The 23,285-nt window shown below is 49.9% G+C and carries 22 protein-coding genes and 1 pseudogene; 18 read left to right on the forward strand and 5 right to left on the reverse strand.

Annotated features, from left to right (window positions below):
- Window positions 1-243 precede the first annotated feature (243 nt).
- The 7 genes from cysT to HI950_RS20630 all read left to right on the forward strand — a co-directional run bounded on the left by cysT (window position 244) and on the right by HI950_RS20630 (window position 5,884).
- Window positions 244-1,050 carry a sulfate ABC transporter permease subunit CysT gene (gene cysT, locus HI950_RS20600; RefSeq protein ID WP_169086643.1) on the forward strand — a complete coding sequence of 269 codons (807 nt, stop codon included), beginning with the start codon at window positions 244-246 and terminating at the stop codon, window positions 1,048-1,050.
- Entirely contained in the window at window positions 1,050-1,847 is a 798-nt protein-coding gene (locus tag HI950_RS20605) for a sulfate ABC transporter permease (RefSeq protein WP_169086641.1), read from the forward strand. Before cysT ends, HI950_RS20605 begins: the two co-directional genes overlap by 1 nt.
- Before the next feature lie 3 nt (window positions 1,848-1,850).
- A complete protein-coding gene (locus HI950_RS20610) occupies window positions 1,851-2,915 on the forward strand; it encodes a sulfate/molybdate ABC transporter ATP-binding protein (RefSeq protein WP_169086456.1) in 1,065 nt (354 codons plus the stop codon).
- A 34-nt stretch (window positions 2,916-2,949) separates the two neighbouring features.
- Window positions 2,950-4,020: a sulfate ABC transporter substrate-binding protein gene (locus HI950_RS20615; protein WP_169086454.1), complete on the forward strand. Its 1,071-nt coding sequence runs from the start codon at window positions 2,950-2,952 to the stop codon at window positions 4,018-4,020.
- Between the two features lie 332 nt (window positions 4,021-4,352).
- On the forward strand, window positions 4,353-4,811 hold the full coding sequence (locus tag HI950_RS20620) for a DinB family protein (RefSeq protein WP_169086452.1): 459 nt from the start codon (window positions 4,353-4,355) through the stop codon (window positions 4,809-4,811).
- 36 nt (window positions 4,812-4,847) lie between these two features.
- Window positions 4,848-5,159: a DUF1806 family protein gene (locus HI950_RS20625; RefSeq protein WP_169086449.1), complete on the forward strand. Its 312-nt coding sequence runs from the start codon at window positions 4,848-4,850 to the stop codon at window positions 5,157-5,159.
- Entirely contained in the window at window positions 5,156-5,884 is a 729-nt protein-coding gene (locus tag HI950_RS20630; RefSeq protein ID WP_169086447.1) for a PIG-L family deacetylase, read from the forward strand. Before HI950_RS20625 ends, HI950_RS20630 begins: the two co-directional genes overlap by 4 nt.
- A gap of 4 nt (window positions 5,885-5,888) precedes the next feature.
- On the opposite strand, the gene HI950_RS20635 is transcribed toward HI950_RS20630, so the two are convergent.
- Together HI950_RS20635 and HI950_RS20640 are read right to left on the reverse strand one after the other, a co-directional pair.
- Complete coding sequence (locus HI950_RS20635) at window positions 5,889-7,046, reverse strand: acyl-CoA dehydrogenase family protein (protein ID WP_169086445.1); 1,158 nt, start codon at window positions 7,044-7,046, stop codon at window positions 5,889-5,891.
- Between the two features lie 557 nt (window positions 7,047-7,603).
- A complete protein-coding gene (locus tag HI950_RS20640; protein ID WP_169086443.1) occupies window positions 7,604-7,765 on the reverse strand; it encodes a hypothetical protein in 162 nt (53 codons plus the stop codon).
- A 213-nt stretch (window positions 7,766-7,978) separates the two neighbouring features.
- Here HI950_RS20640 and wrbA point away from each other — a divergent pair, with 213 nt between their 5' ends.
- On the forward strand, window positions 7,979-8,575 hold the full coding sequence (wrbA, locus tag HI950_RS20645; RefSeq protein WP_169086441.1) for an NAD(P)H:quinone oxidoreductase: 597 nt from the start codon (window positions 7,979-7,981) through the stop codon (window positions 8,573-8,575).
- A 355-nt stretch (window positions 8,576-8,930) separates the two neighbouring features.
- On the opposite strand, the gene HI950_RS20650 is transcribed toward wrbA, so the two are convergent.
- Window positions 8,931-9,260 carry a hypothetical protein gene (locus HI950_RS20650; RefSeq protein WP_169086439.1) on the reverse strand — a complete coding sequence of 110 codons (330 nt, stop codon included), beginning with the start codon at window positions 9,258-9,260 and terminating at the stop codon, window positions 8,931-8,933.
- A 2-nt stretch (window positions 9,261-9,262) separates the two neighbouring features.
- The gene (locus tag HI950_RS20655; protein ID WP_317618416.1) at window positions 9,263-11,347 is read right to left on the reverse strand and encodes a PrsW family intramembrane metalloprotease; all 2,085 of its coding nucleotides are present in this window, start codon (window positions 11,345-11,347) and stop codon (window positions 9,263-9,265) included.
- A 151-nt stretch (window positions 11,348-11,498) separates the two neighbouring features.
- Between HI950_RS20655 and HI950_RS20660 the strand changes: the two genes are divergently transcribed.
- The 7 genes and pseudogenes from HI950_RS20660 to HI950_RS20690 all read left to right on the forward strand — a co-directional run bounded on the left by HI950_RS20660 (window position 11,499) and on the right by HI950_RS20690 (window position 17,466).
- Entirely contained in the window at window positions 11,499-11,744 is a 246-nt protein-coding gene (locus HI950_RS20660) for a hypothetical protein (RefSeq protein ID WP_187768136.1), read from the forward strand.
- 67 nt (window positions 11,745-11,811) lie between these two features.
- Window positions 11,812-12,078 (forward strand): hypothetical protein, encoded by a 267-nt coding sequence (locus HI950_RS20665; protein ID WP_169086437.1) that lies wholly within the window; start codon window positions 11,812-11,814, stop codon window positions 12,076-12,078.
- Between the two features lie 172 nt (window positions 12,079-12,250).
- Window positions 12,251-13,299 (forward strand): annotated as a pseudogene (locus tag HI950_RS20670) (LLM class flavin-dependent oxidoreductase).
- 251 nt (window positions 13,300-13,550) lie between these two features.
- The gene (locus tag HI950_RS20675) at window positions 13,551-14,063 is read left to right on the forward strand and encodes a GyrI-like domain-containing protein (RefSeq protein ID WP_169086435.1); all 513 of its coding nucleotides are present in this window, start codon (window positions 13,551-13,553) and stop codon (window positions 14,061-14,063) included.
- Window positions 14,064-14,091: 28 nt separating this feature from the next.
- Entirely contained in the window at window positions 14,092-14,604 is a 513-nt protein-coding gene (locus tag HI950_RS20680; RefSeq protein ID WP_169086433.1) for a GyrI-like domain-containing protein, read from the forward strand.
- Window positions 14,605-14,909: 305 nt separating this feature from the next.
- Window positions 14,910-15,143: a hypothetical protein gene (locus HI950_RS20685; protein ID WP_169086431.1), complete on the forward strand. Its 234-nt coding sequence runs from the start codon at window positions 14,910-14,912 to the stop codon at window positions 15,141-15,143.
- A 229-nt stretch (window positions 15,144-15,372) separates the two neighbouring features.
- Window positions 15,373-17,466, forward strand: a complete 2,094-nt coding sequence (locus HI950_RS20690) for a transglycosylase domain-containing protein (protein WP_223285406.1) — start codon at window positions 15,373-15,375, stop codon at window positions 17,464-17,466.
- Between the two features lie 107 nt (window positions 17,467-17,573).
- On the opposite strand, the gene HI950_RS20695 is transcribed toward HI950_RS20690, so the two are convergent.
- A complete protein-coding gene (locus tag HI950_RS20695; protein ID WP_169086429.1) occupies window positions 17,574-17,921 on the reverse strand; it encodes a hypothetical protein in 348 nt (115 codons plus the stop codon).
- Between the two features lie 305 nt (window positions 17,922-18,226).
- Here HI950_RS20695 and HI950_RS20700 point away from each other — a divergent pair, with 305 nt between their 5' ends.
- The 3 genes from HI950_RS20700 to HI950_RS20710 are packed head-to-tail and all read left to right on the forward strand — an operon-like array spanning window position 18,227 to window position 23,249.
- On the forward strand, window positions 18,227-20,083 hold the full coding sequence (locus tag HI950_RS20700) for an IucA/IucC family protein (protein ID WP_411268118.1): 1,857 nt from the start codon (window positions 18,227-18,229) through the stop codon (window positions 20,081-20,083).
- Window positions 20,084-20,101: 18 nt separating this feature from the next.
- Window positions 20,102-22,012 carry an IucA/IucC family protein gene (locus tag HI950_RS20705; protein ID WP_169086427.1) on the forward strand — a complete coding sequence of 637 codons (1,911 nt, stop codon included), beginning with the start codon at window positions 20,102-20,104 and terminating at the stop codon, window positions 22,010-22,012.
- Window positions 21,990-23,249, forward strand: a complete 1,260-nt coding sequence (locus HI950_RS20710) for an AMP-binding protein (RefSeq protein WP_169086425.1) — start codon at window positions 21,990-21,992, stop codon at window positions 23,247-23,249. Before HI950_RS20705 ends, HI950_RS20710 begins: the two co-directional genes overlap by 23 nt.
- Window positions 23,250-23,285 lie beyond the last annotated feature (36 nt).

The raw sequence follows: 23,285 nt of genomic DNA on the forward strand, positions 1-23,285 counted from the left end.
ATGATGAGGAGTATCGGTATAGGCCGATCTCCTCTTTTTTTATTCACTTGGAATGTTTGCAAAGAATCGGTCATAAGAAAAGGCTATGAAACCCATCAGATTTTCTAAATTTATGATTGACTTAATCCCAGTTTGGATGCTACATTATTAATACCTAGTAACTTAATAGGAATTATGTTATTACTTGTTTGCTACACCTACGGCACGAGCCGACGGTCTGGAGGTTAAGTCACAGTGAATGCTATGTTTCGCGGGAAAGGTTGGAGCTTCGGCTTTCGAAGCGCCATATTACTTTATTTTGTCATCCTTATCGTTCTACCTATCTTCGGCATTTACACGCAATCATTCTCACTTGGATGGACCCCTTTCTGGGAAAGCATTTCTGATCCATTAGCTTGGAAAGCCGTGCTGCTAACAGTGAAGTTGGCAGTGATCGCAACAGTTCTCAACATGTTCCTTGGTACGATGATCGGCTGGGTGCTCATTCGCTATCGCTTTCCCGGACGACGCTTGCTCAACAGTCTGGTTGACTTGCCTTTTGCACTGCCTACGGCGGTTGGCGGCCTTATGATTTTGCTGCTGCTTGGACCTAACAGTCTAGTAGGAGGCTTGGCAGAGAAGATCGGTATCGAGATCGTATTCCACGAGCCAGCGATTATCGTAGCGATGCTGTTCGTTACGTTTCCTTTCGTCATTCGCGCTATTCAGCCGCTGCTGGAGGAAATGGACAAATCGGAAGAGGAAGCGGCTTATACGCTGGGCGCTACACGCTCGAAGACGTTTTTTAGCGTTATTTTGCCTACGATGCTGCCAGGAATTTTGAGCGGCGCCATGCTGGCCTTCTCACGCGGAATTGCGGAATTCGGCGCAGTCGTGCTCGTAGCCGGCAACATTCCGGGCAAAACATTAATCGCATCGGTTTATATTTTCGGAGAAATTGAAAGCAGTAATCCGCAGGGAGCGGCCGCCGTATCGGTGCTGCTGCTCACGCTATCGTTCCTCATCCTATGGACGGTTAACCTCATTCAAGGCAGGAGGAGCGGCCAATGATGAGAAGATTGTGGATTACGCTAACTTATATTGTGTTTGGTTTATTGCTCATCGCGCCGCTGGTTAAAATTTTTACAGGCTCATGGGCAGATGGCTGGAGCGGTTTCATAGAGGGGATTACAAGACCTCAGTCGCTGCATGCGCTTATGATGACGGGAATTATTGTCGTAGTTGTAACAGCTTTGAATACGGTATTCGGCATTATGCTTGCCATGTATCTCGTTCGCGCCGAATGGATCGGGCGGCGGATGAAGCGGTTGCTCAACAGCTTGGTTGATTTGCCGTTCGCGGTATCGCCGGTTATCGGCGGCTTGATGATCGTTCTAATTCTTGGCCCGAATACAGTTATCGGCACCATGTTCGAGGACGCGGGCTTTAAAATCGTATATGCGCTGCCTGGGATGATTCTAGCGACCTTGTTCGTGACGTTTCCGCTTATGGTGCGCGAGGTGATGCCGGTGCTTCAGGAAATTGGAGCGCAGCAGGAGGAAGCGGCGTCAACGCTTGGCGCCTACTCCTGGTATACGTTCTGGAAGGTGACGTGGCCTTCGATCCGTTGGGGCGTTATCTATGGCGTAGTGCTGACGGTAGCGCGGTCTCTCGGCGAATTCGGCGCGGTTCTCGTTGTGTCCGGCAATATTATGAATAAAACGCAAACCGCGACAACGCTCGTTTATCAGGATGTCGAAAATTTCAACGTGGTTGCCGCCAATGGCGTTGCACTAGTTCTTGCGGCATTTTCCGTCGGGCTGCTGCTGCTTATGGAATGGGCGAAAAAACGAAAGGAAGTGCATTAGGCCATGCATATAGAAGTACGGAACTTAAACAAGAACTTTGGCGATTTTCATGCCGTGAAGGATGTCAGCTTTGAAATCGAAAAAGGTCATTTGATCGGCTTGCTTGGACCGAGCGGCGGCGGTAAAACGTCCATACTTCGTATGCTGGCGGGACTTGAGTCCCCTTCCTCGGGCGATATTATTTTCCACGGGAAGCGGGTAAACGACCTGCCCCCTCAGGAGCGCGGAATAGGCTTCGTGTTTCAAAACTATGCGTTGTTCAAGCATATGACCGTATATGACAACATTGCTTTTGGCCTCAAAGTGAAGAAGCAATCGAAGGAGCAAATCCGCGAGCGAGTCATGTACTTGGTCGAGCTTACCGGCCTTAAAGGGTTTGAGCATCGTTATGCGCATCAGCTGTCCGGCGGACAACGCCAGCGCGTTGCTTTCGCCAGAGCGCTAGCGCCAGAGCCGCAGCTGCTGCTTCTCGATGAGCCGTTCGCTGCGATCGATGCGAAGATCCGTACAGAGCTTCGGACTTGGCTGAAGGAAATGATCGAGCGCGTAGGCATTACATCCATCTTCGTTACGCATGACCAAGAGGAAGCGATCGAAGTTGCAGATGAAATTATGATAATAAGCAAGGGCAAGCTAGAGCAAAAGGGCAGCCCATGGGACATTTATAAAAATCCGGAAACGCCTTTTGTCGCGAGCTTTATTGGCGAATCCACGATTGTAGACAATATTGCGCAGCTCAAAGGTTTTGAGGATGCGGCTAGCCGTCCTGGCACCAAAGCACTTATTCGTCCAGAATATATCGAGATCGGCAAGCCGGGAGAAATAAAACTGGCTAGCGCTACGCTTCCTGGCAAAGTGAAGCATTTGCATTTCCGCGGCAGCGAGTGGATGGTGGAGCTGCTCGTTGGAGATACGAAGCTGATCACCTACCGTTCGCTTGAGAAGGAAGTGCTGCATCCAGGCGATCAAGTAAGCGTGCTTGTGCACCGTGCCTACTTGTTCAATGACAACGAGAGCTGGATTGCGGAAAATAAATTGAAGGTCGATCCGATGCCTATTCATATTTAACCAATACGCGATGTAGAAAGAGTTGTATGCGAACATGAAAATCAATCGAGCAACAAGTCAGCGCATGTTGGTGCTGCTGCTTGCTGCGGTTATGCTGCTCGTTGCGGCAGGCTGCGGCAAGGCTGGGCAGACGGGCGAACATGGAGCTGGGTCTACCGTACAAGACGGCGATGTAACACTTGTAATCGGTGCATATTCGGTGGTGAAGGATGCGTTCGCTGAGCTGCTGCCTGCATTCCAAGCCTATTGGCTGAGGGAGACGGGGCAGAAGGTAGCTTTTCAGGAATCATACGAGGCTTCAGGCACGCAAGCACGCGCTATAGCAGGAGGCTTCGAGGCGGATGTCGCGATTTTAGCGATGGAAGGCGACCTCGACAAAATAGCCGACGCCGGCTTTATCACGCATGACTGGAAAGCCCAGAGCAATAGCGGAATGATTACGAACTCCATCGTCGTATTAGGAACAAGGACCGGCAATCCGTTAGGGATTAAGGACTGGAATGATTTGACGCGCGAGGGCGTTAAGGTGCTCTATCCGAATCCGAAGACATCCGGCGGTGCGCAGTGGGATATCAACGCTATTTATGGCGCTGGACTAAAGCAGTCGGAGGAGAAGAACGGCAAGAAGGATACGGAGTATGCGAAAAGCTTTCTAAAATCGGTTCACGCTAACGTAGAGTCGCTCGACAAGAGCGGACGCGCATCGATGGCTGCTTTCGAATATGGCGTAGGCGATGTCATTGTGACTTATGAGAATGAGCTGCTGGCACGAATTAAGAAGGGCGTCGATTACGACATTGTCGTTCCTAAGAGCACGATTCTTATCGAGAACCCGGCTGCGATAGTTGATAAAAATGCGGATAAGCATGGCACCCGCAAAGTAGCTGAAGCTTTTATCGCCTATCTACATAGCGAAGAAGCGCAGCGTTTGTTTGTCGAGCATGGCTTCCGCGCGGTTGACGAGAGGGTTGCTGCCGATACGAAGGATCGTTACACCGTGCCGGAGCAGCTATTTGATATTTCGTATCTGGGCGGCTGGTCTGAGGTCAGAGCTAACCTTTATTCAAAGAAGGGTGTCTGGTATCAGGTATTGGCGGATCTTTAACAGAGCGAATGAAGGATATGAAACAAAAAGGAAAACCTCAGTTCCATGCGACTCGAAAATGGAGTCAGACGCATTGGAGCTGAGGTTTTTTTGCTTGTACAAAAGCCAGCAGTATTCAAATGACTATCACGCGTATTGCATTCATTGATCAAAACTGGTTAATAATAGTGCTCGACGAGGAAGTTATCGAAAGAAATAGGAAAGAAGCTGTATTTTACAGCAGAGACAGAAAAAATGTATGTTGCAGGGTAAATCTTGTATAATGATAAAGTTGACTGCTATTATTTTTAACGTTAATTTACTTTTGAACGAAAAAGGAGAGCTGCAAAACTATGGCGAAACAAAATGATTTTATTACGGGATGGTACAACCATCGAAAAGTGCTGCTTGCATTACTGGATACCGTTCGTGATGAGCATCTACAATACAAGCCTTGGGAAAAAGCGATGTCGTTGTCCGGGCTTGTTCTCCATATCAATGGAGCGATGAGTATGTTTGCGAATACAGTGAAGAACGGGGAGTTCACGCCTCCTGCAGCACCAAAGCCTTTTGAGTCGATTGAGGAGCTGAAAGCCATCGTACATGCCGATACAGAGGCGACGAAAGCTGTGCTTGAAGGGCTCTCCGATGAACAATTAGAGGGCATTGTTGAATTTAAAGGATTGAAGATGCCTGGAATCGCTCTTCTCGAAAACGGCAAGGATCATGAGATTCATCATAAAGGCCAATTGTTTACATATCTTCGCTTGCTCGGAATCGAAGAACTGCCGTTTTTCGTAAGCCGCTCTTAGGCTGCAGTTAAATTACAGAATTGGGATGAAGCGACGATGGATAAAATAAATAAAATAGCGCTGGACGCGGCATTTCAAGCTTTTCTCGCGCAGGAGATCTTCGTGCATAGTGAAGCGACCTCCTTCGTTTTTGTCCGAAATTTCAAGGTTAATCTGACCGACGCCTTTACGGCTGGAGATGGTCCCTATCGGGTTGCTCTGCGCTTTGACGGGCTTGGCTGGCTGCGTATGGAAGGGCTTACCCATTTTGAAGTGGCTTCGGATGGGAAGCTGCTGCTTGCTGGTTTTGATGATAGAGGCAGGATGAACGTAGCGCTGCAGCTAGGGAAGGAGCCGTTTCCGGAATGAATGGTGAAGCTGTGAAGACAAAGCGAAAACTGTTGGCTGTGTTTGCGCACCCGGATGACGAATCGTTTATTTGCGGCGGGACGCTGGCAAAGTACGCAAGCCTGGGGGTAGAAATCACGCTCGTAAGCGCCACGCGGGGTGAAATGGGTCGCCGGATGGGCAATCCTCCTTATGTGAACAGAGAGTCTATGCCGGCCATACGCGAGCAAGAGCTTCGAAAAGCCTGTGAAGCGTTAGGCATCAAGCGACTTATTTTTTTTGATATTCGTGACAAGCTGGTCGAATTTTATGATTCGGAGAGCTTAATTAATAAAATAGCTGTTCTCATGGATGAGATTAAGCCCGATGTGGTTCTTACCTTTCATGAAAGATTTGGCGGGCATCCTGACCACTGTGCGATCGGCAAAGCAACGAACGAGGCGTTTCATCGCACGCGCCAGCAGGGAGCTCTCTATTTCATCAGCTTTGGCGATGCCATGGAGAGCCCCGAGCGATATGGCTACACGAAGCAGGAAGTGGTCAAAATCGATGTTCGTCATCATTTGGAAGCAAAACTTGCTGCTTTCCGCGCGCACCGCTGTCAAACCGAAATCGACGAGTGGGTGTGGAAGCCGGATCGCGACGCGTTGGCAAGGCTTGGCTCGCATGAGTATTTTCTAGCTGGAAGTCAATTTCATTCGCTTGTCATTCATCATGATTTGTTTCAACCGCCTCGCGCGCTTTAAAGGTTCACTTCGTTTCGTTCAAAGCATCCGCTGCGAGTGTATGCAGCACCGTATTGTCCATGGGCGGGTTGTGTAGACCCGCTCGAACATCGCGGTAATACCGCTCCAGCGGCAATGTTTTGGATAAGCTCGCCCCGCCTACAATACGCATCGCAATATCCACCACTTTAATCGCATTATTCACGGCAACATATTTGGCTAGCCCAAGCTCCGGCTTCAAGAATGGCCGGTTATCGACCTCTTGATCCCAACGGTCGGCCGCCGCGTACAGTAGACTGCGGGCCGTTCGGAGCTCGGCTTCCATTTGTCCGATTGACTGCTGAACCATGGGAAGCTCTGCTATTGGGCCTTGAAGGTGGTTGGGACGGTACGTCTTAGCAAAGTTAATGGCGAAATCACGTGCAGCCATTGCAATGCCTACATAGCAAGCAGGGATATGGAGGAGCCAGCCGCCGCCATCGTCCGCTCCTTTTCCGGAGAGACGGGAGTCATCGGAAGCGAAGACGCCGTTTAATACGACATCATGGCTGCCGGTACCTCGCATCCCAATCGTATCCCAGGTTTCGATAATGGTGACCCGCTCGTTTTTGTATATCAGAAAGTCTGCGGTCGTTTCTTCTTCTGGGATATAAGCCGTTACGACAAAACGATCGAGAATCGGAGATAAGGTGCTGAACGTTTTGCGTCCTGTAATGAGCCAGCCGCCATCCTGTCGAATGGCAGTGGTTTCGGGCTTGCCGCCGCGACTTGGGCTTCCAGAGGCCGCTTCACTGGCGAAGGTATTGATCATAGCGCCATCGGCAACGATCGCTTGGCATAGCTCGCTGAACAACCGATCCGGCCATTTGCGGGTCGTTCTAAGATGCAGCACTTGTCCGATGTGCCAGCCGACAGCGAGTGCTGTCGAACCGTCACCGTAAGCTAATCGCTCCTGGAGCGCTACTAATTCGTGAAGCGATGCCTCATCGCCCCCAAATTCGCTCGGAACCGTAAGCTTTAAGTAACCGGCTTCGCGGAGTTCTGCAAAGTTTTCATGCGGAAAGGAGCCTTCCCGGTCGTGTTCTGCCGCTCTTTCGGCAAAACGCGCTGCGAGTGCCTCTATTTTCTCAGCTCGAGCTCTCTCCTCAGCATTACGTATATATTGATCGATTATCCGCCCCAATTATGAAACACTCCTTCAATAAAAACAAAATTCCCTTATCCGCATTTTACCATAATCTCCGACTACGATGTAGTTTGAAAGTGAACGCTCAGCTCATCTTAACGCTATGAAAGACGGTATATTTATATTAGTTGAGGAGAATGTTCTCCGTTGAACGAAGCAGCTTTATTCGACCGTTTGAATGCGATTCTATCGAAAATAAATAGATCTAAAATCTAGATTTATTTTTCGGCAAACCAGCCCCTTTCGAACAAATAAGTCTAGAAAATAGACTTAACATAGCGAGCATCCCACCGATTGACCTTATGTCGGCCATTTCATCGAAAATAGATCCAAAATCTAGATTTAATTTTCCCAAACCAGGCCCATCTACAAAAATAAGACTAAAAAATAGACCTAAAGTTAAGAGCAACCCGCCAAATGCCCATATGGATAATTAGCGCATATAAGATAACTATTGTTGCGCATAGTTAAAATAGAAATAGGACGGAGCAGTTATCGTACTTTGCTCCGTCCTATTTTCAAAAGCAAGCTGTCTCTTCAATTTCATTTTACGATTAAAACATCGGGAACACGTAGCGTACTAAGAAGTACAATGCTCCGAAGAAGATGATAACGTAGGCAGCATATTTAATGAATGTAGAAGCAACCAAGCTTGAGTCAGATTTCTTCTCTACATGGCGTTCTTCAATTTCAAGATTTCGTTGATTGGTTGTCATTTGAACCACTCCCTTTAGTGAATTGGTTAATCTCCAATACCCGGTATAGAGAATGTTGAATCAGGACGAGTTATATCATGGTGCATATCTCGAGCTTTTTCGATTATTGCTCGGGAAATAGTCGAACCTATGCCCAGCACGATCTTTTCTTGATTAATCACTGCGGGAATAGGGTAAATAGTAAGTAGTAAAAGTGAGGAGGAATAAGGAGAAATGGTGAAATTAGCAATCATATATTACAGTGCGACAGGTACGAATTATGAAATGGCGAAGGCTGCTCAAGAGGCAGCTTCGAAGCAGGATGCTGAGGTTAGACTTTTGCGGGTTGCGGAGCTGGCACCGGAAAAAGCAATAGCTTCTAATGCTGCATGGAAAGAGCATATTGAGGCAGCAAAGGATGTTCCCCTTGCGACAACAGATGATTTGGATTGGGCGGATGCGATTCTATTTGGCACACCAACCCGGTTCGGCAATGCTGCAGCGCCACTGCGACAGTTTATCGATACAACAGGCGGTTTGTGGGCAAAAGGAAAGCTGGCGAATAAGGTCGTATCCGCCTTCACTTCTGCTCAAAATCCTCATGGAGGCCAGGAAGCAACCATTCTCTCGCTCTATACGACCTTCTATCATTGGGGAGCGATCGTGGTCGCTCCCGGCTATACCGATCCCCTATTGTTCAAAGCAGGCGGCAATCCTTACGGTGCAAGTGCTACGGTAGGGGAGAAAGGTCATTTTGATCCGATCGTGCTTGATGCAGTTAAGGTACAGACCAAGCGAATGGTTGATATTGCAGAGCGCTTGAACAAGTAAGAGCTTTGCGTCAATGAAAAAGCTCCGCAGCTGCAGAGCTTCAGACTATAGAGAAACCCCACGTTTTTTAACGCAGGGTTTCTTCTTTTGTTTTTAAGATGCGCTATAGAGAGTTGCAGAAAGCATAAATCTTCCCCTTAAACCCTCCTATCTAGATGGAGGGCAATCTTTTTCATGTTCTGCACCGCAGCGGGCATCAACGCTTGTTCCATTTCGTTGTTTACTATATTAACGCGGTGTCGTGTTAAAAAATATATATAAAGAAGGCTGTCGAGACTTTCTCGACAGCCTGACAGTCCAACTAGACTAGTTGGACTGTTTTTTATTTGCGGATAAAACCGAACCCTGCCATGCGTCAACCGATATAAACAACCGCGCCCCCGCGCCGAAACGCACCCGGCAGCTCTCTTTCCAGCAGCTCCAGCCTGCGCAGCATATGCTCATGGGCATCGCCGCTCATCTTAGAGGCTGCCCAGTCCTTCAACAGGGAGATTTCTTCTAGGATCGAGGGCACATCCTCTCTCTCCACATCCGTGCCCCCTTGGAACAATGCGGTCCACTGGAGACCCAGCTCCTCGGCGGCTGGCTCCCAGTATTTTTTATAGAAGGCCTCCGTCGCAACCGGCAGCATGAACGAGCGTTCGAATTCATCTTCGGGATCGATGATAATAGCGCTTATCGACATCGTTACTTCACTCCAAATCTTATAGTAAATGTGTAGTCCGGGAATTCCTGGCGAAGACGGTTCAGGCTGTTCTCTGCCGCGGCACGCAGCTCCGGCGAGTCGCCGTCAAGCTGGAACTGGAAGTTGCGGATTCCCTTGATTTCCTCCAAGGTCGGGAGTTCGGATGTTCCGTCCGGCGTTGTTCTTGTACCGACCGCCTTTTCCATCAGGTTGTTGATCCGCGTCCGCGTTTTCTGGTAAAGCTGTTTATCCGTAAACTGCTGCGGCGTCTGCTGCGGCTTGCCGGTTTTGGGATGAATGCGATTCAGGCCTTCGGCCGACTTGGCTTCATAGAAAATGCCGTTCTCGACATCAATGCCGTCGAACTCTCCTAGCGCGCCGTTGCGGCTGTCGTACAATTCAACACCTTTGTACTTCGCCTTACTCCAGTGCACGTAATCGTCCGAGTCTTTCGGCGGGGCCTGCTCTTGCCCATCGGGATCGGGTTTCTCTCCCGGCCCATCCCCGTCCGGCTTGCGGGGGACGTCCGGTTCAGGCTTGGTCCGGCGCCCGAGCAGCTTCTCCAGCCAGTTCTTGAGCCGCTCACCGCCTTTTTTGGCCAGATGGCCGAACGGCACCCGGCTGAGCGCGAGTGCGAGCAAAGCCGCGACGGCATTCTCAGGCGTGAGCAGCCGCTTCGGATCTCGAATATTCTTCGCGATCTCGTGGCCGCTGCCCGGAATGCTTGCCGCGGTCAGCGCGATGCCGAGCGCCGGCCAGAAGCCGACGAACAGCAGGGAGAGGGCGAACGCCCCAAGCACGATGGCCCCCTTTTCACTGAAGCTGAGGCGGTCCCACCAATTTTGCAGCGAGTCGAACATGCAGGAGAAGCAGGCGGCGGCGTCAGGTTGTACGGGTGCCTGCCAATAGGCCGCGAAGCCCGCAAGCAGGCCTGCCCCGATCAGCAGCGCGGTCAGTCCTGCCGCCATCCGGTAATGAAGCTGCATCCGGCCGCGCAGATCTTCTTGGACGGAAACGGCCTCAGTATTGCCGTACAGCAAAGAAAATCCCATTTCCCGGCGCTCCCTCGTCCAGGCCATTACGCTGGCGAATCTCTCCCTCCTCCGGAAGAAGGCAGCCGACATATGCCGCAGCTCGGTGAGCGGATCTATGAACCGTTCGCCTGTCATCATCGGTAGCCGGCTCCTTACCCGATTGAGCGCCATGTAATCCAGAATTAACCCCAGGACTAGCATCAGCAGAAAAACGTCCTTCGTTTGATAGCCGCTCCCGGTCCATTCGTGGATCTTCATGACCCAGTCCGGCAAAGAGTACTGTCCGTTATAAGCGGTATGGTCCAGGATCGACCAGGCGAGCAGCAGCGCAGGCAGGGAATAGATCGCGTTCGTCAGCCGCTTGCGGAATCGCACGGCCATCCCGACTCCGAGAGCGACCATCGCTGTGTGCACGGGATGGCTGACCGTCATGAGGGTCGGGAAAAAGCTTTCTTCGAACCGACCGGGAAATAGCGTCCAGAAATCCCAGTGGATCGTCTCTCCTCCCAGCATTGTCGTGCTGTAACCGTACGTCCGACCAATGATCCCGGAGTTGAGCCACCTGCGGCTCAACTCTTCCATGAGCTGGAAGCCGACGCCCGCTGCCGCTCCCGCCAGCGTATAGTCGCCCAGGCTCATCGATGATGCCCGGCGCGAGAAGAAAAGATACAGGCAGAGAGGAAGCAGCTTCCACACCTCCTCCACGATGGGGGTGACCACCGCGACCGACCAGGTGTCCGACGTTTGGCCGCCGATCAAGCCGTGTGCCGCCATAAGCGTCCATGCCGTAATCGGGATCACGAGAACGATACCGAGCAGCATGAACATGGCGGTCTTCTTCCAAGTAAAGGTTTTACTCCGGCATAACAGCCAGAACTGCAGCATCACGTAGAACGACCACAGATACTGCACCAGCATCGTTCGCGAATCGCGAAAAAAGAACAAGCCCGCGATGAACAGAAGCAGCGACAGCCAGCACCATACCGCATAGACGGTTTTGAGCCACGGATAACGCTTCGGTATTTCTCGTGCGAATTGGTAAATAGCTTCCACGTAGTCTCTGATCCCGTTTCGGATCCGCCATATCGTATCCGTCTCAATCCCTCCTTACTCGACTTTCCCCGAGAAAGCCGGTAAATCCTCTTTCCAAATCATACTCGATAATCCGGTCATTGAATCATGAATAAGAAGAGATTATTAAAAATTGGACTTTATTCCCAATCCAATCGAACCACGTGACGTTTTTGTAGACGTTCAGAAGGCTGCAGTTGACAAAGAAAAAGGAGCATTGACGGAAGCTACCAACTTCACCCCTATACCGTTCACTTTACGCTTGAAGAGGAGCCGATTTCATCGTACCTCATGCAGCTGCATTATATCGACGCCGCGCATTCCCTATGTAGAGCTGAGTGCCAACGGAGTGCCGGGCAGCGGCTTTCTACGGCCGTAGCCCTCCGGTTCAGGGATAATGAAGCCGAAGCATTCGCTGCATACGACCATATACAGCAAAGGCACGATTGATTTCAGAATCCCCGGCAGCCTGCTTAAGAAACGATGTTGTTCTACTTGCTCAACTCGCATCGCTGGAGGATTTGATTCGCAACGCAGAATTTACCGACTCTGTGTTTCGGGAGCTTGGTTTGAAAGCGGATATTGCCGCCATTGTCGGCGGTGCTTTCTACTACCGGCTCGCTGCCTGCCATCATGGAGTGAATGCACTTTATATAAAAAGCGGTAAGGAATTAAATGCAATATGGCTTACGCTAACGGGACACGATAGTTGAATGAAAGGGTAGCTTCTTTTTAGGAGAGGGATGGCTCTTGCATGAGACTCGTTCTTGTCCCTCTGAGTCCCTAGCCACATAAATTGCTTACTAAAGTTGAGAAACCATAAATAAATTAGTAAACTATAGGTATTGAAGGGGGAGAGTAAAAATGGCCGATTTGGCAGCTAAGATGGAAATAGGAATCAGTACATTTTTGGAGACAACACCGGACCCGGTGACGGGCGAGGTCATCAGCCATGCTGAACGGCTGCGCAATGCGGTCGAGGAGATCGTACTCGCCGATCAGGTGGGCCTGGATGTTTATGGAATTGGGGAGCACCATCGAGCGGATTATGCAGGCACCTCGCCTGCTGTCGTACTAGCAGCTGCGGCTGCTATGACTAAGAAGATTAGACTAACGTTAGTGCGGTTACCGTATTGTCTTCAGACGATCCTGTTCGCGTCTATCAAGCCTTTTCCACGCTTGACGGCATCTCTAACGGACGCGCTGAAATTATGGCGGGCCGGGGTTCGTTTATTGAATCCTTTCCGCTCTTCGGATATAGTCTGGACGATTATGAACAATTATTCGATGAGAAGCTAGAGCTGCTCCTTGCGATTAGAGATTCCGAGAAAGTAACTTGGCGCGGCGGTCACCGCCCAGCTATCGATAATCTTGCCGTTTATCCAAGATCCGTTCAGAGCCCGCTGCCGGTATGGATTGCAAGCGGCGGGAATACACAGTCAGCGGTTCGAGCGGGAATGCTTGGCCTTCCTATCGCCTTCGCCATCATTGGCGGAATGCCTGAAAGTTTTGCACCGTTAGTTGCCCTTTATAAGGAAGCTGCTGCACGTGCCGGACATGATCCTGAAAAGCTGGAAATTGCGACGCATTCGCACGGATTTGTCGCCGACACAACGGAGCAGGCGGCTGATTTGTTTTTCCCTTCAACGCAGGCTCAAATGAACGTCATCGGGCGTGAGCGCGGCTGGAGACAGCATTATGACCGTGCAGCTTATGATACCGCCCGCAGCCTGCGAGGCGCACTCTATGTCGGAGATCCCGAATATGTAGCGGAAAAGATTCTTCTGCTGCGTAAAAATTTAGGGATTACCCGTTTCTTCCTGCATGTCAATGTCGGTACGATGCCGCACCGTGAAGTTCTGCGCGCCATCGAGCTTCTCGGCACCAAAGTTGCGCCGATTGTTCGTAAGGAGCTTGCCCGAAACGAGGCATAGTCTGAGGTTTGTGCTATAGGTAACATAAAATGTGTAGCCGCAAGCGGGCTGCACATTTTTTTGTATACAAGGAAAAATTATGCTTCTCCATTTGTAGGTTGATGATAATATAGAAAAAGAGCGATCATTTTTTGAAAGCTTGGTTAGATATTTGTCATCAATGGCATCTCACATATATAGTAGCTGTTTTTCTAATTTCAACGCTAGGAAGCAAAGGCACAAATACGTGTATAGGGAGCGATTAAACGATCATGATCATTGAAGCCAAAATCATTGAAAAGCCGGCTTTTACCGTTGTTGGCATGACCGATTCGATTCAATTTGATTCGTCTTTGCCGCCATCGGAGAACAAAATTGCGAAGCTGTGGGGCGTATTCGGAAAGCGTATTCCGGAAGTGCAGGGCCAGCTCGGCTGGCGCAGCTTTGGACTTATGCTGCAAAACCCGGATAACCCGCCTGGTGCGCCGTTCGAGTACACTGCCGCTGTACAAGTCAATCCTGGCAGCGACATCCCTGACGGCATGATGCGTATCGAGGTGCCGGCAGCGCGCTATATCGTGCTGACTCTTCGCGGCGAGCTTGATTGCATCAGCGAAGGTTTTAGTCATTTCTGGGGTGAATGGCTGCCGAACAGTGCCTATGAATATGACGGAGGCACCAACACTGGCAAATATGAATTCGAGTTTTATGACCAGCGTTACACGCAGCCGGACGACCCGAATTCCGAGATTGATCTATATTTCCCTATCCGCGCAAAAGCTTGATATGGTTTGAAGAAGGGAGCAGCTAAAAATGCAAGAGACAATAGCGGTTGAGTTAGTAGAAGTGGCGCCATTCAAGGCGCTGGCGGTACGGACGGGGATGACGCCAGACAAAAGCGGTACGAGAGTCGCGTGGAGCAAGCTGACGGAGCTTCTCCCGCTAGATGATACACGGCTGGCAGCAGGGCGAAGTGCATATGTATTCATTCCGCAGGAGCAATGGGGCAAGGAAGTGGACACGCTCTGGGTTGGGCTGGCGGTTAGCGACTTCGGCGATGTGCCGGATGGTGTCGAGAAGCTGGAGGTGAGCGGAGGACTGTGCGCAAGCGCCCGCGTGCATGGTGATGAGAAACAGATGTGGCGCGTTTACGAAACGATGTTCTCCTGGCTGGAGCAATCGCAGGACTATGAGCTGGATACTGGCGTGCTCGGGATGGAGACGGTTCCGCTCGAACCCATCAATGCGCTAACGATCCCATATGCGGATATCGAGACCTTTGATTTCACGATGTTGTACCCGGTACGCAAGAAATTGGCGGTGTGACATCCGCCATTAACTTAAGCAGGTATCAAGGCTGTCGGTTCTTCCGGTAGCCTTGTCGCGTTTACTCGCAAATGTGCTCCACTCGCGCCGGTTTGGCTTCAAAAGTTGGGTTAAGGAGTCCGATGTGAGAAAAAAATGCTGGGTACTCCTTTTGCTTAGAAGCTGCATCCGTAAACAACTATTTTTTAATATTCAAGGTTCTATTTTTTGGTGCCCTGAATATAGTAGTTAACGAAGCCCTATTGTTGCAGGTCTGCCGTAATGATTGCAAAAACAATAGAATAGGGCAGCAGGAGGCAGAAAAGTTGAACGAGGCATGGAAGCAGATGCAGATGAACGAAGAGAAAAGCTATAGCAACAGGGACGTACTGTATGAGATTGAACAAACGATCGAGGAGCTGGAAATTTATTTAGAATCGAATCCGGATGATGAGATCGCGCAGGTGCAGTATCGGCAGTTTTTAAACAAACGGGAGGACTTTACGCTTTTTTTGTCGGAATCCGACGATAGGATTTATCATTCCGAAATGCAGGCATAACCAAATAGAGTGAAACGGTCATAAACTTTGCTAAGCAGCTTGCTTCAAACGATGATAAACAAAGAGGGTTGTTTACGATTTGCCAAATAGGTCTAAAAAATGCTGGGAGCAGGCAACTGTTTCCCGGCATTTTTTTGTGCAAATAAGCAGCTAATGAGTCGAACGTACTAAAAACGACAACCTTCTACGAATGGTTTAGAACAGACAGAAGCAAGAGCATGGGGGAGAAATGATGAAGATCAATCAAGCTATTCGAATGAAAAAGATAAATGTAAAACGACTGCTGCTCATAGGTGCAGCCTTGATCGTCGTCGCCTTGCTTGGCGGATGGGCGGTTTTTCGCTATTTTGTAAGTGTGCAGGATATTGGGCAGCTTGAGGTGCCGCTGCCAGCGGCCACGATTTTGTACGATCAAAATGGAACGGAAGCTACCCGTATTTCATTCAATAAAATTGAAGAAATCGGGTATGATGCCATTCCGAAGCATATGGTGGATGCCGTTGTTGCGGTTGAGGATCGACGCTATTTCGAACATGATGGGATGGATATGCGTGCGATCGGGCGTGCTTTTTGGACGAATATCATCAAAGGCGGTACCGTACAGGGCGGCAGTACGATTACACAGCAGCTGGCCAAAAACGTCTTTCTGTCGCATGAGCGGACGTGGTCACGGAAATGGAATGAGGTGCTTCTCGCTAAGAAGATTGAGGAGAACTATAACAAGCAGGAAATTATAGGGATGTACCTTAATCAGATCTACTACGGCGAAGGAGCTTGGGGAATCGAGAGGGCGGCGAACACCTATTTCGGCAAGCAGCCTAAGCAGCTTACGGTAGCGGAGGCAGCTCTGCTCGCAGGCCTTATTAAGGCACCTTCCGCGCTTACTCCTTATAAGCATTTGGATAAAGCGCAAGAGAGAAGGAATGTTGTCCTTCAGCTCATGAAGGATCAGGCGTTGATTAGCGAGGAAGTATACAATAAGGCCATTCGTGAGCCCATTCAACTTCTAAGCTCGAAGCCTAATCGTGTAGATGACATCAGCTATCCCTTCTATGTTGATCAAATCATCCGTGAGGCCATGTCGCAATATGGATTATCGGAAAATGAGGTGCTGCAGGGCGGACTGCGGATTTATACGGAATTGGATACGAAAATGCAGCAGTCGGCGGAACAGGTTTATGCGACGGAGTCGCTGTTTCCGGAAAGCGCCGCAGACCAGCTTATCCAAAGCGGCGCTGTCCTCGTTGATCCGCGTGATGGCGGCATTCGGGCGCTAGTGGGAGGAAGAGGGGAGCAGCCGTTTCGCGGCTTCAATCGGGCGACGCAGCTAAAGCGCCAGCCTGGCTCAACAATCAAGCCTATAGCCGTTTATACGCCTGCATTGGAGCTTGGCTATAAGCCAAGTGACGAGCTTGTGGATGAGCCGATAAACATTAACGGATATGAGCCAATGAACGCAGATGGTTCCTTTCATGGGAAAGTGTCGCTGTATGAAGCATTGATTCACTCTTATAATATACCAGCTGTGAAGCTGTTGAATGAGATGGGAATCGACAATGGAATCGATGCGGCAACGCGTTTCGGCATTCCTTTGACGGAGCAGGATCGTACGCTGGGACTTGCGCTTGGCGGTCTGCATGATGGCGTATCGCCGCTCAACATGGCCGAAGCCTTCGGGGCATTCGCGAATGATGGCGTACGCCAAAATGCGCATGCCATTACGCGCATCGAGTCGGCTGACGGAGAAGTGCTGGCTGTATTTGAACAGAGTACGGGCAGCGAGAAAGTGACGGATTCTAATATAGCACGCACGATGACCGCTATGCTGGAGGGAGTCATTAAGGATGGAACGGGTGTGGCTGCAAAGCTGCAGGATCGCCCGCTTGCCGGCAAGTCGGGTACGACACAAATGCTCGGAACGACAGGCTATGGCGCGAAGGACAATTGGTTCGTCGGATACACGCCTCAGCTAGTTGGCGCAGTTTGGCTGGGCTACGATCAGAGCGACAGCAGCCATTATTTGTCGACAAGCTCCAAGGCTGCGGCCGTCGTGTTCCAAGCTTTGTTCGAGGGAGCTTTAAAGGATGAGCCTGTCATGCCGTTTCCGAAGGCTCCGGATCTTTTGCCGAAGAAGAAGGATAAGGACAAGGACAAGGACAAGGACAAGGACAAGGATGATAACTCAGATAAGGAAAAGGAGAAGGAAGACAAGAAGGAACGGAAAGAAAGAGAAAAGGATAAAAAGAAGGATAGAGACGAAGACGACGATGATAGGGGAAAGGGACGTAACCGTGAGGACGAAAATAGGGACGACAATGATTAAAGAACGATTGGCATTATAGTAGGGAGCAGAGGGAGGTGAAGCCTCGAAATGCGCTGGCAGCCATTTCAAGGCGGATACCTCTCTTTTTTATGCCCGCCTATGCTGCTTTATTTCCCTTTCGCTACAACGAACCCGATCAGGACGATCGCAAGACCGGCCCATATGCGCCAGGTAGGCGATTCCCTCAAAAAGATAAATCCCATAAGCAGCGAAATGAACATTTCCAATCCCTTCGAAGCAAGCAGCACATACCCAAGATTCCCAATTGCTTTGTACCCCAGCTTTATCCCGTAGCCAATGCAGAGATTCGCACTAAGGAACAAAGGCAATGCCAATAACTGAAACTTTAGCGTAGACCAGAACTGCGGATCGATATGCTTGCTTTGATAAGAGAAAACGACATTTACAATGAGCAGTCCAGTCAAAAGCAGCGAAGAGCTATAAATGTAATACAAGGCGACCTCCAGATTTTTTTGTCCTCTACAAATAATGTTTCCATCAGCCAACACTTTTATGAACAAAATAGCTTACGCAAAAAATAATAATAGATGTGAGCCCAAAGGGGGGCTACAGCCTCCTATCAGGATAAAGTAGGAAAAAAGGACCATTTTTATCCAGAGTATTGAATTGATAATGATAATCATTTACAATAACGCATGAGTAAGCATCCGGTTTTCATTCATGCTTGAACAGGGAGGTTTTTTCAATCGTTCACAATTTGCACAGCGGCGATGCGGAGGGGAAGCTTCGGAATCCTTCGATAGAAGCGCTGAACCGCTCTCAAGCTAAGCGATCGGCCGAGGAGGCGACGATAACCAATTTGCTCAATTGCTATTTGCGAGAGGCAGGATCTGAGCATGAGATTACAGTGAATTCATCCATCGACATCCCTCGAAAGGGAAGCGCAAATGAGCAAGCACATTACCTGCACCTGCCTCTTGTAAATCAGCATGTCGATGTATATATGGCTGTTCAATATGTTTCAGCGACAGGCAGGCATCTATACCATTTTCCTATTTACTATCGGAATTCAGCGCTGGGAGCTATGCTTGAGGCTGACTTCTTGACACTGACGGCTCTCATCGTGAAGGAATTGTCCATCGTTAACGATAACGGGCAATTTGCCGGAGAATTCGTATATCGTGTTATTCAGAGCTGCCATAACATTCAAGCTTTTATCGAAGCGAGAATGATGGATCAGGCGAGCTTGTATGGCACAGCATTTTCCTTCATGGATGCCGAGCAAGCGCTTCTCTTCGGGCATTCCATGCATCCTACTCCAAAAAGCAGGCAAGGTATTCCAGATACTAAACAATCGCAATACTCCCCCGAATTAAAAGGACATTTCCGCATGCATTATTTTGCTGCTAAGCGAACGATCGTGAGGGAAGGCTCGAGCATGGAGCAATCCGCATCCGATTGGATAAAAGGGCATATTCGCAAACAGATCTCATTGAAATCACATCCCATTCAAAATTACATAAAAGCAGAGGATTGGTCGATCATTCCGGTACATCCGCTGCAAGCTGACTGGCTAGCGGGTCGTCCCGAGGTCATAAGATGGCTCGAGCTCGGAGAGCTTCGTGATCTAGGCCCACTGGGCGAGGAATATAAGGCGACCTCATCTATCCGCACCGTTTACAACGAGGAAGCGCCATTTATGTTGAAGGTATCCGTACCGATCAAGGTGACGAATTCGCTTCGGATGAACAAGAGCAGGGAGCTCGAAAGCGGCGGGGAGGTCAAGCGGCTGCTGGATACGGCCGTAGGCGATGTAAGCAAGCTGTATCCCGCTTTTACGATTGTGAACGATCCGGCGTATATTACGCTGCAATCACAGGAGCAAGCCGAATCCGGCTTCGAGGTTGTCCTTCGCATGAATCCTTTCATGAAGGAGGAAGCATCACAAGCAACGGTAATAGCGGCACTCGTTCAGCAGCCTATTCCCGGCAGCAAATCAAGACTCGGCAACATCGTTCATTCCATTGCCCAGAGGGAGGGCAAAACAACTGCCGAGATAAGCGTGGAATGGTTCAGGCGTTACTTGAACATGTCGCTATCCCCGATGCTGTGGCTCTACATGAAGTATGGGATCGCGTTAGAGGCACATCAACAGAACAGCGTCGTACGGCTGCATGAAGGTTACCCGGTTCATTATTATTACCGGGACAATCAAGGCTATTATTTCTGTGAATCGACTAGAGAGCTGCTGGAGCAGGCTTTGCCGGGAATCGGAAAGAGAACAGGCAATTTCTATGCCGATGCTATTGTCGATGAGCGAATTTGCTACTACTTAATCGTGAACCATTTATTTGGACTCATACAAGGCTTTGGCGCAGAAGGGCTTATCGAGGAAAAAGCTTTGCTCCAAGAACTGATAGAAGTATTGGAAGCCCACATTCCAATGGGGCGATCCTGCTCATCCTTGTTTGAAATGCTTTTGGGCAAGGAGAAGCTGCCGTGCAAAGCAAATCTGCTTACTCGCTTCTACGATGTGGATGAGCTTGCGGGCAGCAATGAAACGCCGGCTATTTATGTGCAAATTGATAATCCCATCTTTCGAGTCGTACAAGAGGCTAAGCTATCTGCTGCGCGCAAAATGGCTGCTATTCATTAATTATTGAGGAGGAAAGTGATGCTGCTGCTGCAAGCTTATCGTGTAAATGAAGCCATTCGTTCGCCAATCTATAATCAAGTGACTGAAAGAGTGGTCAGACAGCTGCTTGAATCGCTGCTATACGAGCAAATCGTTTCTCCGCAACTAAGGGAAGAAGGGAAACCGTTCATTTTTACGCTGAATGGATTGCATGCTTCCGGCAAGCGGGTCGTGTATGTCTGCAAAGGCAGAAGGACGATGACCTTTGGAAGAATTCGTATTGCTAAGCATTCCATCATTCGCATGGTCGAGGGGGTTATCGAGCCGATAACGCATCCAGGCCAGCTGTTGATCGAGCTTTTGCCTGAGAGCGGGAGCAGCGGAGAAGAGAGCCATATCGCTGCGATGGCCAAGGAACTGGAGCAAACGAGGCTTAATGATGTGCTGGCCCAATATGAGCGAATGCTTAACGGAAGACCGTTAATCGGCTTGTCTTTTGATGAGCTGGAGGCTGAGGCGATGGATGGGCATCCCTATCATCCTTGCTATAAATCGAGAATGGGCTTTCATTATGAGCAAAATTATGAATATGGCCCGGAATTTAAGCAGCCTGTATTTCCACTATGGGTAGCGATAGATCATTCGATTGCTTTTGCCTCCATCGACGTGGAGATGAGCTATGGACAGCTTCTGCTGGAGGAACTGGGCGAGGGACAACGTTTAGCTTTTCAGCAGGTGCTGCTTCAGCAAGACTGCGTACCGGCGGATTATGTATGGCTTCCGGTTCATCCTTGGCAGTGGATGAACAAAATTGTTCCTGCTTTCACGCAGGAGCTGCACAGCAAACAGCTTGTGCTGCTCGGCAGCTCGACTTACTCCTATAATGCGCAGCAGTCCATTCGGACGCTGTCAAATGCAGTCAATCCGAAGAAAGCAAGCGTGAAGCTTTCGCTGCATATTCGAAATACATCCTCCTATCGGTATCTTACGCCTCATTCAGTCGCCAGCGCGCCGGCAGTATCACACTGGCTGAGTAAGCTGGCTGAAGCAGACCCTTATTTAAAGCAGGAGGCACGCCTTGTTATTTTGAAGGAATATGCAGGCGTAACCTATGAGGCGAAATCGGAAGAGGCGATGCAATACGATCTCCTGCATGGCAGATATGGGGCGTTGGGCTGCATCTGGCGCGAGAGCATTCACTCCTATTTGGAGGAAGGCGAGCAAGCGGTACCTTTCCATGCGCTTTATGCGCTTGATTCGGATCAGAGGCCATTCATTGACGCATGGATCGATCAGCATGGTCTGGAAAATTGGCTTAGGCACTTGCTAGAGGCCAGCATGCTCCCAATCGTGCAATTGCTCGTTATGCATGGCATTGCACTTGAATCCCATGCGCAGAATATGATTCTTATCCATCATAACGGCTTGCCGGTACGCACAGCTTTGAAGGATTTCCACGAGGGAGTCGAATACTGCAACGAGGATGTAACGAAGCTCGTGCCGCTGCCGAATTTCAGCCAAATCCATCCCGTCTATGCACAGGGGAAGCTGGATGACTATTACGAGATGAAGGAGCGCTCGTCGCTTGTCGCCATGACGCTGGATGCGTTCTTCATGATTAATTTAGGGGAATTGGCGCTTATGTTAAGCGATAATTACGGCTACGAGGAGCAAGATTTTTGGCAGCTTGCCGCAGCAATTATGGAGGCTCATGAGGCGAGATATCCGGATGAGCAGGAGCGCTTCGTCCAATTTGATCTTTACGCGCCGTCCTGCATCGTCGAGCAGCTTGCTGGCAATAGGCTGTATGCTGCAGCGGTTGAGCGCAATCATACGGTTGCCAATCCGCTTCACCTTGCGAGGAAAGCACTTGCTCAGGCTGGGCGGGGAGAAGGTTTGGAAAATAACGGAAAAGGGATGTTAAGCTATGCTGCAGTTCAATCGCGATGAAATGTCCATCTCCGAGCTGGAAACGAGGTGGCGGTCCTATAAGCAAACGCCGCATCTTCAAAACCCGCTTGGCAAGCGTTATGCCTTGTGCTTTAACGATTCATCTGAGCTTGTACCGCTTGTGCTTTATTTAAAAGAAATCGGCGGCTCGGTATTGCTGATGCATGGCAGTACTCCGTTCCATACGGCTAAATCAACTGCCGACGCAGCGGGTTGTCACGGGCTGCTATTCCATGAATACGGACAATATTTCCCGAATCTAGAGCTGCAAGCCTCGGTGGAGAAAGAGCCTAAGGTGTACCAATTCAGCTCAGGCACGACGGGGAACGCCAAGCTGATTGGCCGCAGCTGGGCTGCGATAGATAAGGAAATTTCAAGCTACAACGAGGCGGTTTCACTGGAGGCTGGCTGTACTCCTATCGTCATAGCGCCGGTTAGCCACTCCTATGGGTTAATTTGCGGCGTACTCGCCTCGCTTGCCAGAGGGAGTAAGCCTGTCATTGTATCGAATGCGAATCCAAAGCTTGCCATCGGCTTGATTCGTGATTTTCCCAATCATATTGTATACGGGGTTCCGGTTCAGCTGCAGGCGCTTGCTTCTTTAAACCAGTCGCAGGCCAAGCTGCACAAGCTGATGAGCTCGGGTGTACCGATGTCTGTTCAGCTATTCGAGCAGCTAAGCCATACCGGAGTTACGCTCATGCAGCAATACGGCTGCTCGGAGGCGGGCTGTATCAGCGTAAGCACCTCGATGCAATCCCATCATGATCTTGGCCTTCCCTTGAGCAAGTGGAACGTATTCGCGGATAGCTCTCGTATCGGGGAGCTGATGCCGGCAGAGCTGGTTGCTTCATCCGCGGATCAGATTGTGCGGACAGGCGATCTTGGCATTGTGAATAAGGACGGCTCGCTCGCGTTCGTCTCTCGTATCGACGATGTGATCAACGTAGCAGGGTTAAAGGTATATCCGCTTGAGGTCGAGGAGGTTATCTCCTCTATGCCCGGCATCAAGGAGATTGTGATATACCGGGGAAGCCACCCGATCTCGGGAGATAAAGTGAGAGGAATGGCTATTGCGGATGAAGGGCTGCTGCCTGAGGCTGTTCGGGAGTGGTGCTTGCAGCGGCTGCCTGCCTACAAGGTTCCGCTAGAAATTTCATTCGTAAACGAAATACCGAAGAGTGCAACTGGCAAAATTAGCAGGCGGCAATTGGAGCTGGGGGAGGTCGTACAATGATCAGAGCGCAGGTGAAGGAGCAGCTTGAGCAATTGC

It is taken from the genome of Paenibacillus sp. PL91, assembly GCF_012935325.2.
Taxonomy (GTDB): Bacteria; Bacillota; Bacilli; order Paenibacillales; family Paenibacillaceae; genus Pristimantibacillus.